Here is a 13,288-nt window from a genome sequence, read left to right as displayed (position 1 = left end):
TATGGATATATTTAGTTATAAAACTCCTTACTAATTCCCTTTATCAACGCTGAAGGTTCCTTTCTATAGTAGATGTATAATTTATGCAGCGCTCTAGTAGTTGCAACATAGAAGAGCTTTATATGCAGTTCGTTGTTAAGATAGCTGTCCTTTGAGCAATCATATATAATCACAGCATCGAACTCCAGCCCCTTTGCTAGATAAGAGGGAATTATTACTATCCCCCCATGATATTCCGTGTCCTTGCTTGTGATTAACTGGATATCTCTATGATTCCACTCCTCAAAGGTTCTATATACCTCCTCGCACTCTTTACTTGTTTTACATATAATCGCTATGGATTTATGTCCATCTTTCTTTAAGTCATCTATCTTTGTTTCAATATCTCTTAACATATCTTCATTGTGATCTTTTTTTATAATGAAGGGTTTATCTCCATTTCTAAGTACCGGCTCAGCTAAAGTGATATCTTGTTTATTTAATTTCTTTATTACCTCGTTTGCAAAGTTCATTATTTCCATGGTAGAACGATAACACTTTTTAATAGTTAAATATTCAATTTTTCTGTTGCTAAATACATCCTTCATTATTTCATCCCAATCGTTTATTCCCCTGTAGGAATGAATACCCTGCGATAAATCTCCAACAATGGTAAATGAATTATTGGAACTCAGCTCCTTTAAAATTACCATTTGCATGGGACTATAGTCTTGAGCTTCATCAACTACTATATGTCCAAAGCTTTTTTTAGAGTTTAGAGCCATCAACCTATTTTTTATATATAAGAGGGGTGCTAAGTCTTCTCTTTCGAAATACCCCTTATCAAAGATAGATCTAGAATATCTTGTAACAAAGTCTATCTTTTTTGAGTCTATTCTATGGTTACAGTACTTAGCTAACAGGTTAGTATTTGTAATCAAATCCTTGTACAGGCCTTCTATACTAATTTGAGGCCATGATTTAAAGTAGTTTTCAACTGCTAAGGTCGAATCTTTATCAATGGAATTTAGTATTTTATCCCTTTCATCATAAATCTTAATGAGATTTTTTCTCAGCTCTTCATCATCACTAATTTTCTTCTTTGCTTTATTGACAAGTTCATCATATTTTTCTTCTATTCCATCTTTTATATCTTTAATCTTATTTTTTAATGTTGCCTTAAAATATTTTTTTATTTTCTCTACTCTAGGGAATAGTTGTAAATAGCTATAATCCTGATAAAACATCCTTTTAACATCATTGTAGGTATAAATTTTATAACCACTTATTTCAAAATCTACATTTGGAATGAAGTCATTAATAATATCCTCTAGTATACTATCGATTATTCCCTTCAAAAGATACGAACCCTTAAAAACCGATGCAAATTTTATATTATCTCTTTCTTCATGGGATATCCCTTCAAAATCTAATAATTTTAATAGCTTGTCTTCAGTACCTGTAAGTCTATAGTCTTCTCCAAGTAGCTTTATTGCGAAATCTTCAAAGGTGGCTTGGGTAATCTCTTCAACACCTAGATCAGGAAGAACATCACTTATGTAGTTTAAAAATAAGTTATTAGGTACTATAACAAGTATATTTTCAGGCCTTAAGATATCTTTATAGGTGTACATAAGATATGCTATTCTGTGAAGGACTATTGTGGTTTTTCCACTACCTGCAACACCCTGAACGATAACTACATTTCCTTTATCTGCCCTTATGATATCATTTTGCTCCCCTTGTATTGTTGTAACAATATCTCTTAGTCTATTATCTTTCTTTTGCCATAGAGCATTCTGGAGAAATTCATCCATCGGAGTAAGTCCCTTATCAAAAATATTTATAAGCTTCCTACCTTCTATTTCATACTGTCTCTTTAGAATCAAGTCCCCCATTATTAAGCCTTCTGGGGCCTTATACATAACCTCTCCAATTTCTCCACTATAGTACAAGCCTGCTATCGGTGCTCTCCAATCTATTACAAGTCTTTTATCATCTTTTTTTCTTACAACACTGGTTTTTCCAATATAGAAGGTTTCATCTTTATCCCATCCTAATTGCGTGAAATCTATTCTTCCGAAATAGGGTTTGTTTTTAGCCCTTTCTAGCTCCTTAATCTTTTTTGTGTTCATATCTAAAATATTGCTTATTATTTCAAATTCATTACTAAAGCCTCCACTAAATGTTTTCATCAATTTATTTTTTTGATCTGTGAACGAGTCCATTTCTACTTGAAGCTCAACTACTGCATTGTCTATACCCTCGCAGGCACTTTTTAGATTTTCCTTTTCATTACAATAATCAGAATGTTTATAAGCTAACATGATAACCCCTCCTAACCATTAATTTTAGCAAGAACTATTATATACAATTTAACTCAATATTAAAAATCCCATTATGAATCACTAGCTAGAGGTGAGTGCTCTCATCATTCCATAAAAATATTTATCTCGCAAATTCTTAGTTTTTTAAAGTTTTTCTTGCCAATATGACGTTTTTAGTATATACTATTGTCAAAAGATTGGTAAAAAACTTTTACATTTTTTACCATTTTTTTATTTCCTAAAACTTCTTTATTTCATGAACAAGAATGAAACCTCAAGGGTCTTCCCTTGAGGTTTTTATTTTAAGCTAATCTTAATAAGAATTATGCAATTTCTCTAATTATACAATTTCCCAAATTTCATTTAAATTTTCTAATTTATACTTGCAGTCTATATCCTTAGTTGATTTAGCTCCCCATAAGGCTAGTGCAAAGTCTACTCCTGCAGCCTTAGCACATTCCATATCATAAATTGTATCACCGATATATATTGCTTTTGAAGGATTAATTCCGCTTACTTCAATAAACTTAAGAATCGGTTCAGGGTTAGGTTTATGCTTTTCTGTATCATCTGCACAAACCACAATTTTTAGATATTTTTCCAATCCAAAGGGCCTAAAATCGTTAATTAATTCATGCTTAGTTTTTGAAGTAACAATGCCTGTTAAAATCCCTGCTTCATCTAGTTTGATAAGATTTTCCTCAATATCACTATAAACTTTTATGTGATGAAAATAGTCCTTCATGTATTCATTCCATTTTAAATTGGACTGATTCACATTTTTTATTCCAAGTTTGCTCAATGCAACTTCCCCAGGTATGCCTAACGCAAATGAAAGCTCTTCTAAATCAAAATTCCTATTCAATTCTTCCTCAGCTAATCTTTTAAGTGATGAAAACACTGCTACCTCTGTATCAATAAGAGTTCCATCAACATCAAATATTATGCAATTGTACATATAAGAACTTCCCCTTTTCTATAAAATCCATCTATACTATTTATAGAGATTCTAGTCAAAACTTTAATTTATACACATCAAAACTCCTAAGATTCATCGTATATTTTGATATGTATAAATTAAGATTTACTTAGAACTCTCTATAATTGCAACGTAGCATGCCCCAAGAAGCCCGGCATCATTCCCCAGCTCAGCCTTAACAACCCTTGTATATTCTCCGTAGGATGGCATTACTCGCCTTTTAAACAATTCATTTAAATCTTTAAAAAATGGCTCCCCTTGGTCGGAAATTCCCCCACCTACAACTATAAGACCGGGGTCAAATATATGAGTTATATTTACAAGACCCGTAACAAGATGATCTAAAAACTCCTTGTATGACTTTATTGCTAGCTTATCACAACTCATAATCCTATCAAAAACTTCTCTACCAGTAATATCCTCCTTAGGAATTCCAGAAATCCTTGAGTAGCCTCTAATCAGAGCAGATGTGGCAGAGTATCTTTCAAAGCACCCTTTACTCCCACAGCTACAACTCTCACCTTGTTCATTTATAATCATATGGCCTATTTCTCCTGAACCACCCATAACCCCTTTATATAGTTCTCCGTTAATAACAATGGCTCCACCAACACCGGTTCCAAGGGTAAGGCAGAAAAATGTTTTGAGACCTTTGGCAGCTCCCATCCAGCTTTCCGCTAAAGCTGCAGCGTTTACATCATTTTCTACAAAACAATCTAGTCCAGTTTGTTTTTTTATTTTCTCAGAAAGCTTAGCCCCTGTATATCCCGGTAGATTATCACTAGAAAATACTATTTCTCCCTTTTCGCTATCTACCTTGCCCGCTGTACTAATACCAACAGACTTGATCTGATATTTTTTACTAAACTCATTTATTTTCTCAACCATTATTTTAGGTATTGTATCTTTACAGTTTTCCTTAGGAGTTTTAATTTTAGATTTTAATAAAATTTCTCCTCTTTCATCTACTACTCCACACTTTATAAAGGTTCCACCTACATCAAAACAGGCTACACTTTTCATACATCGCCTCCAATATTAAGACAAAGATACTAAATCACTTTATCAGATTTTGTCTCTAGCTTAAATTTCACCTTACTTACACCAACGATTTTATTATTGTCATTCTTCACTTCTAAAGGAAATACTCTGTATAATCTTTCTATAGTCTCCTTATTCTTATAATTTATCTGCTCTAATATTGACGCTACAATCATTGGCCATTCCTCTTCTGAACCATCCATGACCTTTATAGCAAAGCCTAACCTCTCTTCCTTTAGACCAAAGCAATAAACCCCTTTAGCGCCTCCCTTAGCCACAATGTTAGGATCTTTCAACAATAAGGAACATATAAGATCAGTTCCAGAAACCATATCATGATTTTCATTCATAAGTCTTGTGATTTTCATAACTGCACTTCTCACATCCCTATCCTCTATAAGATCGGGACAAGCCATTCTCATAAATGCTTTAGCTAGGTATTTTAAAGGCATAGCAAAAACGGGAACTCCACATCCATCTACACCAACTTTAATATCCTCTTTCGGATAGTCTGCAATTATAGCTACATGATCCAAAATCTCTTGCTGAGCTGGATTATTAATATCCCAATAGTCATCTATACTACAACCCAGATACTTGCATATAGCCAATATCCCCATATGCTTTCCTGAGCAATTGTGATAGATAGTTTTTTTAGGCATGTTAGCTCTAATTAAACTCTCTCTAGCAGCAGGGCTTAAGGGATATGTTGGCAAGCATACAAGATCTTCTTCTGCTACATCTATCTTCTTCATCATGGATTCTAATGTCTCAACATGAAATGGCTGAGCTCTATGGGAACCGGTAACAATTGCAACCTCTTTATCGCTAAGATTATATTTCTCTACCAATCCATGCCTAACTATAGGTATAGCTTGAATAGGCTTTGCCGATGATCTTAAAAAAACTATAACGTCTTCATCTCCAACCCTATATTCCACTTCTCCACTTTCAGAAAATCCACATATATGTCCACGATGCACACATTCAAGCACATCACCTCTATATTCTTCTACTAATATTTGCTCCATCTTATAGTCCTCCATTTATATAGAACGCATTTGTAAATCTACATTTTAATTTTTTTAATAGTCACCGTTTCAAGGCTTTTTAAGGAGTCAAAGTGCAAAAGATTTATTGCTCTTCTATAGTAAGTCACATTTATTTCTTAATAATCTTATAACATTTTCATCGGTATAATAGTTTTCATATTCTGACGATTCCTTATTTCCACCCATGGATACACTTTCATTTCTATATCGCATCATACTCTCTACTCTTTTCTTACCCGATAAATGTAACTCTTTAATACCTGAAATAGATAATATCTTATCAACATTTTCGGGATTTATTCCTCCACCAGGCATTATAATAATTTTCTCTTTTGCTTCTTTGACTAACTCCCCTAATAATCCTAGGCCCTCTACAGCAGACTTTTTCTGACCCGATGTTAAAATACGATCTACCTTTAAATCAATCAATGTATTAAGTGCCTTCAAAGGATCCCTTGCCATATCAAAGGCCCTGTGAAATGTAACACTTAACGGTCTTGCTATTTCTATGATTTCCTTCATTCTTTCAGTATCAACTTCTCCATCTGGAGTCAAAATGCCAACAACAATACCATTTATACCCATTTCTTTAGCAATTTCAGCATCTCTTTTCATAACCTCAAACGCAAGCTTAGTATAGCAAAAATCCCCTGGCCTAGGTCTGATAATAACATTTATATCTATGTCAGTATATCTGCGAGTTAGTTCAATACTGGCAGCGCTTGGAGTAATTCCACCGGCTCCTAGGTTATCACACAACTCTAATCTATTTGCTCCTCCATTTTGAGCGGCAATCGCTGATTGTATTGAATCTACACAAACCTCTACAACTATATCTTTTTTCAATATTTTCACCTTCTTTTTGCTTCTTTCTAAAAGTCATTCATTCTTTAATCCTCAAGAAACCTACATAATCTCGACTACCTCTCCGTTCCTACCACCATATTCATATATTGAATTTATTAGTTTTTGTGTGTTAAGACATTCTTTACCGCTTACTTCAACATCCTTGTTGTTCATTATAGCACTATAGATCGCATCTTTAAAGAAGCTAAATGCATAGGAGCTATTCTCCCACATCCAATTAAAACCGTCTTGATTTTCATAACCATTTCCCTCTCTTTGTCAGTTATAGGCTTTCATGTATTCAATTACTTATATAACCCTTTACAAAGTTTACTTCTTTCTTTAGATCTTCCATGAAGTCACCTTTAACCTCTCTTTCAATAGTTAAAAACCCCTTATACCCAATATCCTCTAAAGCCTTAAAGTAGTTATCAAAGTCTACCTTACCTGTTCCTATTGGCACTTCCTTAAAAAATTCACCTCTGGTAACTACCTTTGATATTTTGTCATGGGACATAGGCTCATAACCAAGGTATCCATATAAATCCTTAGGATCTATGGCCTTATACCTAATCCCGTCCTTAACATGGGTGTGAACAATATATTCTTTTAAAGTATATACACCCTTAACAGGGTCATCCCCCGTTACCATTACTATGTTTGCAGGATCAAAGTTCACTCCTACCCTTTTTCCATTTAATATGTCTAAAAACTCCTTTAATCTCTCACAGGGTTCTGGGCCCGTTTCAATGGCAAAGTAGGCCTCCATTTCCTTGGCAGCATCTCCAAGCTTTGTGCAAGCCTCGTACATATCATTGAAGATCTTACAGTTCTTATCATCAGGAACTATTCCAATATGAGTGGTCACTATATTTGTTTCCAAGTCCTTTGCCAGTTCGATTATCTTCTTAGACTCTTCTATCTTCCATAGGTTTTCCTTAGGGTCTTGAAAGCCATGTCCCCCCAAATCCCCGCACAGGGCTGAAACCTCCAACCCCTGTGACTTAATAAGATCTAAAAGCTCTTTTCTATCCCTTTTGCTCAGATTATCTGGTTTCATTTCTCCCGAAACTGCATATATTTGAATCCCTTCTACCCCAAGTTCCTTTGCCTTTAAAATTCCGTCTCTTATGGATAGTCCTAAATTATCAACTATTATTCCTACCTTATTTTGCACATCATGTCCCCCTTATTTCACATCTATTTCTTGTCCTTTATCGGCTGATTCATATATTGCTCTTAATATCTTCATGAGGATAACCCCATCGGAAACTGGACTAATATTTTCTCCTCTATTTAAGCAGCAGTCAACAAAACTGTCAATTTCATTTTTAAAACTCATTTCAAGGTTCATCGTCGGATTATCTATTATTGGAACAATGTCCACTAAACGATCGTATCTCTCCGTAACTATTTTACACTGGGGTTCTACCATTACTCCACCCTTTTCTCCAAATATCTCAATTCGAGTTCGATCCTTTTCAATATGTAATGAATAACTTGTATCTATATATAGTGAAGCACCATTTTCAAATCTTATAAGGGCATTTGCGATATCTTCTATATCATTTTTTTCGCTGCAATAGTCGGCAGCCTTATACGTGGCTCTATCCTTTAATTATATTCATTTCTTGCTATCCTTCTGAATTAGGTTGTAATTAAATATCTAGGTCCTTTATACTTTTTTTATTTCACCTCTTAAATTCCCTAGAATTTTATACTATTTAGAACCTGCATTTCCCTAACAAGCTTTTTCTCTATATTTATAAGAAATACTGGTTAATAGCTCATATTAATCTCGGCCCAATCCCCTTATCAGTTATCAAAGCTTAAGAACGTATTTAAAGTTAAAGTCCCTGGCCCAATAATATCTGCTTCGCTTTTTAATCCAGAGTATAGGATTGTAAATGTGTCTCTAAGATGCTCCCAAATAAGGGTTTTACATTTTGCTTCTATTAATTCTAATATCTTAGGATGATCTTCAACTAAGCTTCCACTTAAAACAACAGTATCGGGATTATACATACAAACTATATTATTAATAGTTATACACATGTAGGTTACTGCCCTATCTAAAATATTTATAGCCCAATGCTCCCCATTATTTGCTGACTCAAATATTTCTTTGATATTTGTAACTTTTTTAACCTTATTTGCTTCTTCTATGAGATTCCCTTCAACAATAAAGGTTTCAAGACATCCACGTCGTCCACAATTACATAGTATTCCATTAGGGTCTATTGTTATATGACCTATCTCACCAGCAATATTAGTTTCCCCTCTGAATATTTCTCCATCAATTATCAGAGCTGAACCAACACCTCCACTAAAATTAACCAAAGCAGTTTTACCAGAATTTTTTGCTACACCATACAAACTTTCCGCTAAGGCCTCGAGCTTCACATCGTTATCAACTACCGTGTTCATTTTTAATCGTTCTTCAATTACATCTGATACATGTACATTTTTCCACCCCAATGGTGCAGAAAAGATAACTATTCCTTTCTTAAAATCAATAATACCGGGCAAACTAACTCCTATACCAATAATTTTAGATTTATCTATATTTGAATCAGAGATCACTTTATTTATAAGCTCACATACTCTTTCTATTGTCTTTTCGGGAGATATATCCCTAGAGTCCAAGTCCATGCTAGCCCTATACAAAATTTCTCCGGCAAAGTTTACTATACCCACACAGATAAAGTGTTTGTTTATATACACACCGATTGTCATTACAGATTCCAAATCTATGTCTAGCAGAATGGCCTTCCTTCCTACACCACTTGAAAACGCTTCTGTCTCCCTTACCAGTCCTAGGTCAATTAAACTCCCAACTATTCTACTTACGGAGGTGGGGCTCATATCTGTGATTTTAACTATATCGGCTCTAGATATAGGCCTCTTGCTCTTAATAATGTCTAAAATCATTTTTAAGTTGTTTTGCTTTATGTATTCCTGGTCTCTCTTTATTATTGATTTCATTTGTCACTCTCCAAATCGATTATTTGTAACACCATGTTATTATTTATGTTATTTTTCAACTTTTTTCTCACTTTTTATACTTCATAACCACTCAAATGTGTATATTTATACTTAATTTCTCCATTAGTGGTATTAATTGATTTAATTTTATATCTTAATCTAATCAATGTCAATATATAGTTGTCGATATTTTCAAAAAATTTATCCAGAATGTTTTTAGGGGTTTTCTTTATGATACAAGGTTCGAAAAGGTGACCTTTATGGCCACCTTTTTTTCTAAGCTTCTATTCATTTTCATTATATAAATGACATGCAACATAGTGGTTTTCTCGGATCATCTTGTACTCTGGTACTACACTTTTACATATATCTCTAACCTTAGGGCATCTTAAGTGAAATGGACATCCCTTTGGAGGATTTATTGGGCTAGGTACATCGCCCTTCAAGATGATATGTTTTTTCTTATTAAGTGGATCTAAAGATGGTACCGATGATAGTAATGCCTCTGTGTAGGGATGCATAGGGCTCGTATATATTTCCTCGGTTTTTGCCCTTTCTACCAGCCTTCCAAGGTACATTACACCAACCTCATTACTAATATGTCTTACAACATTTAAGTCATGGGAAATAAAGATATATGTTAATTTCAAATCTTTTTGAAGCTCAACCATCAAATTAATTATTTGAGATTGAATAGAAACATCTAATGCCGATACCGGCTCATCGGCTACAACTAGCTTTGGGTTAGTAATTAATGCCCGTGCAATACTGATTCTTTGCCTTTGACCTCCACTAAATTGATGTGGATATCTTGTTTTGTATTTCTGAGCTAAACCTATCTTACTCAAAATGCTATCAACCTGTTTAGTAACTTCAATTCTAGTTAACTTCGTGTGTGTATGTAGGGGTTCGCCTATTAATTCCTCCACAGTCATTCTTGGATTTAGAGAGCTATAGGGATCTTGGAATATGTATTGCATATCCCTTCTTAAATTTCTCATCTCTTCTTTCTCTAGATCCAGAATATTAGTGTTATTGAATATGACTTCACCACTGGTAGGTTCATGTATACGTAAAATAGCTCTACCGGTGGTAGATTTTCCACAACCTGATTCACCAACTAAGGAAAATGTCTCCTGTTCCTTAATATCAAATGTTACAGACTCAACTGCATGAACGTGATTTACCACCTTATTAAAAACTCCGCCCTTAATAGGAAAGTATTTTTTTAGATTTTTAACACTTAATATCTTTTCGCCCATAGCTAACCCTCCTCATGCAGCCAGCATCTACATAAATGACCATTTTCATATTCCCGTAAAGGTGGCTTATTATCTTTACACTTGCTAACAGAGCTTTCACATCTATCAACAAATCTACAGCCCCTACCCATTTGGTCAATTGTTGGCACTGTTCCTGGAATGGTATATAGGCTTTGATTCTTATTCCCCAAGGTTTTTACCGACTTTATAAGACCCTTTGTATATGGATGCATAGGCTTATGAAATAAGGATACTACATCGGCAACCTCAACAATATGTCCACCATAAAATACCGCAACTCTATCGCAGGTTTCAGCTATTACACCTAAATCATGGGTTATCATAATAAGGGCCATACCATAATCATTCCGCAGTTCATTCATTAGGGATAATATTTGCGCTTGTATTGTTACATCTAGGGCAGTTGTTGGCTCATCGGCCACGAGGATTTTAGGGTTGTTTATCATCGCTATTCCTATCATAACTCTTTGAAGCATACCTCCAGACAATTGGTGTGGATATTCATCAATTATCGTTTCAGCTCTGGGGATACCTACTTTTTTTAATATCTCAATTGACAATCTCTTCATTTCAGTCTTATTTATATCCCTATGAATTTCAAGGGCTTCCATTAGCTGATCTCCTATTGTGAACAATGGATCTAGTGCCGTCATAGGCTCTTGAAAAATCATTGCAATATCCTTACCTCTGATCTTCTGAATCTCGGACTTGGACATCTTGAGTAAATCCTTATCTTCAAATGTTATACTTCCTTTATGGGTCTTAAGGTTAGGACTTGATATTAGACCCATTATTGAATAAGCTGTAAGACTCTTACCACAACCAGATTCACCGACGATTCCAAAGGCTTCACCCTTTTTTACATCAAAACTTATTTCTTCTGTAAGGTTATAATTGTCTTTTTTGGATTTTAGTTGGATACACAAATCTCTAACTTCTAATATAGTATCCATTATTCCTCCCCCTTTAGCTTACAATGGCTATTTATAGCCCAATAGACCCTTCCTCTATTTTCCTTGAGGAGTTTTTTAGCCTCATGATATTCCAATGATGTCTTAGCCATTACTAAGGCTTCCTTTACATTCCAGGAGGTCATTTCTAATAATTCTTCGGCATACTGTGGTGAAATATCACTTAACTCCATTAACATGTTTTTAGCTCTTTGCTTCAGCTTCTCGTTCTGTGGGCGGACATCTATCATATAGTTTTTAAAGGTCTTTCCTAGGTTTATCATAGATGCAGTTGTTAACATATTTAGTACCATCTTCTGGGCTGTTCCCGCCTTCATACGGGTAGACCCTGTTACTATTTCAGGACCTACAACAACCTCTATGGCCACATCAGCATATTTCGATATCTCGGCATCCTTATTACATGTAACAGAAATAGTTTTTGCACCTATTTCTTTAGCATACTTCAGCGCCCCAACTACATAGGGAGTTCTTCCGCTTGCGGCAATACCTACAAGAACATCTTTAGTGCTGAAATTAATACTTTTTAGATCCTTTACTCCTTCTTCAGGTATATCCTCTACACCCTCCATAGCATTTCTCAGGGCAGTATCTCCACCGGCTATCATTCCTACAACCAATTCCTTTGGGGTGTTGAAGGTTGGAGGACATTCCGAAGCATCTAATACACCTAGTCGTCCACTTGTCCCTGCTCCTAAATATACTAGCCTTCCACTCTTTTCGTCTATGGCGTCTACAATCATATCCACAGCCTGGGCTATATTTGGAAGCTGTTTTTCGACTGCATAGGCTATAGTTTTATCTTCATCGTTAATAATTGTAAGAATATCTATGGTATCCTTTGTATCGATATTTTTCGAGCTATCATTTGACTTCTCAGTAACCAATTTATTTAAATTAAAATTCATTTTATTCCTCCATCTGATCTGAATTACTCATAGAGATCTAAAACTCTGATTCGTTCCCTCAAACTTTCTATTAGTAACCCAAATCTAATTTTTTAATTTAGGATCCAAGATATCCCTTAAACTATCTCCAAGAATATTGAATGACAATATTGTTAAAATGATTGCAGCAGCAGGAAATATCGCTGTCCAAGGAGCTAATTCCATAAATTTTCTACTGGCATTAAGCATCGAACCCCAGGAAGGATTTGGAGGCTGCACTCCCAAACCTAAAAAGCTTAAAGAAGCCTCTACTAAAATAGCACTAGATAAAGATAGAGTTATTTGAACTATAAACGGTGCCATAGCGTTGGGCAGAATGTGCTTAAACATTATCCTAGTATCCTTTATTCCTATTGTATATGCGCTTGTTATAAATTCCTTAGATTTTGTTGATATTACCGCTGCCCTAAGTGTCCTTGTAAACACCGGTATCATGACTACACCAATAGCGATAACTGTATTTATAAGCTCTGTTCCAAGTACAGAAACAATGGCCAAGGATAAAAGTATTGATGGAAATGCAAAAAGAATATCCATTGTTCTCATAATAACATTATCAATCCATCCCTCGCAGTATCCAGCAATCAGCCCTAAAGTCCCACCGCATATCGATCCTATCCCTACAGCTAAAAGTCCTACAAATATAGATACTCTGGCGCCATAACAGATTCTACTAAATATATCTCTTCCGTACTCATCGGTTCCTAGTAGAAACTTCTTCGAGGGGCCTTCTAAAAGGCTGTCTTTAAACATCTCAACTGGATTATAGGGTGATACTACAGGTGCTAGCAATCCCACTATAATTACTAAGCATACTCCCAAAAAACCAATTCGTCCTATCTTATCCCGTAAAATTTCTTTTAATAATTCCTTCATCT

Annotated in this window: 13 protein-coding genes; all 13 read right to left on the bottom strand. The window is 34.9% G+C overall.

Annotated elements, in window-relative coordinates; translation table 11 throughout:
- Positions 1–11: 11 nt before the first annotated feature.
- The 13 genes from helD to R9X47_RS23210 all read right to left on the bottom strand — a co-directional run bounded on the left by helD (position 12) and on the right by R9X47_RS23210 (position 13,286).
- Positions 12–2,306, bottom strand: a complete 2,295-nt coding sequence (gene helD / locus R9X47_RS23270) for an RNA polymerase recycling motor HelD (RefSeq protein WP_432663475.1) — start codon at positions 2,304–2,306, stop codon at positions 12–14.
- A 340-nt stretch (positions 2,307–2,646) separates the two neighbouring features.
- A complete protein-coding gene (locus R9X47_RS23265; RefSeq protein ID WP_432663474.1) occupies positions 2,647–3,264 on the bottom strand; it encodes an HAD family hydrolase in 618 nt (205 codons plus the stop codon).
- A 126-nt stretch (positions 3,265–3,390) separates the two neighbouring features.
- Positions 3,391–4,308 (bottom strand): ROK family protein, encoded by a 918-nt coding sequence (locus tag R9X47_RS23260; protein WP_432663473.1) that lies wholly within the window; start codon positions 4,306–4,308, stop codon positions 3,391–3,393.
- A gap of 29 nt (positions 4,309–4,337) precedes the next feature.
- The gene (locus tag R9X47_RS23255) at positions 4,338–5,357 is read right to left on the bottom strand and encodes an asparaginase (RefSeq protein ID WP_432663472.1); all 1,020 of its coding nucleotides are present in this window, start codon (positions 5,355–5,357) and stop codon (positions 4,338–4,340) included.
- A gap of 114 nt (positions 5,358–5,471) precedes the next feature.
- Positions 5,472–6,224 (bottom strand): copper homeostasis protein CutC, encoded by a 753-nt coding sequence (locus R9X47_RS23250; protein ID WP_432663471.1) that lies wholly within the window; start codon positions 6,222–6,224, stop codon positions 5,472–5,474.
- A gap of 60 nt (positions 6,225–6,284) precedes the next feature.
- Positions 6,285–6,458 carry a hypothetical protein gene (locus R9X47_RS23245; protein ID WP_432663470.1) on the bottom strand — a complete coding sequence of 58 codons (174 nt, stop codon included), beginning with the start codon at positions 6,456–6,458 and terminating at the stop codon, positions 6,285–6,287.
- A gap of 67 nt (positions 6,459–6,525) precedes the next feature.
- A complete protein-coding gene (locus R9X47_RS23240; RefSeq protein ID WP_432663469.1) occupies positions 6,526–7,401 on the bottom strand; it encodes a sugar phosphate isomerase/epimerase family protein in 876 nt (291 codons plus the stop codon).
- A gap of 12 nt (positions 7,402–7,413) precedes the next feature.
- A complete protein-coding gene (locus R9X47_RS23235; RefSeq protein ID WP_432667687.1) occupies positions 7,414–7,764 on the bottom strand; it encodes a Gfo/Idh/MocA family oxidoreductase in 351 nt (116 codons plus the stop codon).
- A gap of 275 nt (positions 7,765–8,039) precedes the next feature.
- On the bottom strand, positions 8,040–9,209 hold the full coding sequence (locus R9X47_RS23230; RefSeq protein ID WP_432663468.1) for an ROK family transcriptional regulator: 1,170 nt from the start codon (positions 9,207–9,209) through the stop codon (positions 8,040–8,042).
- A 284-nt stretch (positions 9,210–9,493) separates the two neighbouring features.
- Positions 9,494–10,471: an ABC transporter ATP-binding protein gene (locus R9X47_RS23225; RefSeq protein WP_432663467.1), complete on the bottom strand. Its 978-nt coding sequence runs from the start codon at positions 10,469–10,471 to the stop codon at positions 9,494–9,496.
- Between the two features lie 2 nt (positions 10,472–10,473).
- Positions 10,474–11,445: an ABC transporter ATP-binding protein gene (locus R9X47_RS23220; protein ID WP_432663466.1), complete on the bottom strand. Its 972-nt coding sequence runs from the start codon at positions 11,443–11,445 to the stop codon at positions 10,474–10,476.
- Positions 11,445–12,371, bottom strand: a complete 927-nt coding sequence (gene murQ, locus R9X47_RS23215; RefSeq protein WP_432663465.1) for an N-acetylmuramic acid 6-phosphate etherase — start codon at positions 12,369–12,371, stop codon at positions 11,445–11,447. Before murQ ends, R9X47_RS23220 begins: the two co-directional genes overlap by 1 nt.
- 84 nt (positions 12,372–12,455) lie before the next feature.
- Positions 12,456–13,286: an ABC transporter permease gene (locus R9X47_RS23210; RefSeq protein ID WP_432663464.1), complete on the bottom strand. Its 831-nt coding sequence runs from the start codon at positions 13,284–13,286 to the stop codon at positions 12,456–12,458.
- Positions 13,287–13,288 lie beyond the last annotated feature (2 nt).

Origin of the sequence: Wukongibacter baidiensis (assembly GCF_050888315.1) — a bacterium.
GTDB lineage: Bacteria > Bacillota > Clostridia > Peptostreptococcales > Caminicellaceae > Wukongibacter > Wukongibacter baidiensis.
This window is presented reverse-complemented; position numbering and strand designations above follow the sequence as displayed.

What these genes read in the sequence shown, in the direction of transcription:
- helD (WP_432663475.1), bottom strand. Translation starts at nt 2,306, where the DNA reads ATGTTAGCTTATAAACATTCTGATTATTGTAATGAAAAGGAAAATCTA.
- R9X47_RS23265 (WP_432663474.1), bottom strand. Translation starts at nt 3,264, where the DNA reads ATGTACAATTGCATAATATTTGATGTTGATGGAACTCTTATTGATACA.
- R9X47_RS23260 (WP_432663473.1), bottom strand. Translation starts at nt 4,308, where the DNA reads ATGAAAAGTGTAGCCTGTTTTGATGTAGGTGGAACCTTTATAAAGTGT.
- R9X47_RS23255 (WP_432663472.1), bottom strand. Translation starts at nt 5,357, where the DNA reads ATGGAGCAAATATTAGTAGAAGAATATAGAGGTGATGTGCTTGAATGT.
- R9X47_RS23245 (WP_432663470.1), bottom strand. Translation starts at nt 6,458, where the DNA reads ATGTGGGAGAATAGCTCCTATGCATTTAGCTTCTTTAAAGATGCGATC.
- R9X47_RS23230 (WP_432663468.1), bottom strand. Translation starts at nt 9,209, where the DNA reads ATGAAATCAATAATAAAGAGAGACCAGGAATACATAAAGCAAAACAAC.
- R9X47_RS23225 (WP_432663467.1), bottom strand. Translation starts at nt 10,471, where the DNA reads ATGGGCGAAAAGATATTAAGTGTTAAAAATCTAAAAAAATACTTTCCT.
- R9X47_RS23220 (WP_432663466.1), bottom strand. Translation starts at nt 11,445, where the DNA reads ATGGATACTATATTAGAAGTTAGAGATTTGTGTATCCAACTAAAATCC.
- murQ (WP_432663465.1), bottom strand. Translation starts at nt 12,371, where the DNA reads ATGAATTTTAATTTAAATAAATTGGTTACTGAGAAGTCAAATGATAGC.
- R9X47_RS23210 (WP_432663464.1), bottom strand. Translation starts at nt 13,286, where the DNA reads ATGAAGGAATTATTAAAAGAAATTTTACGGGATAAGATAGGACGAATT.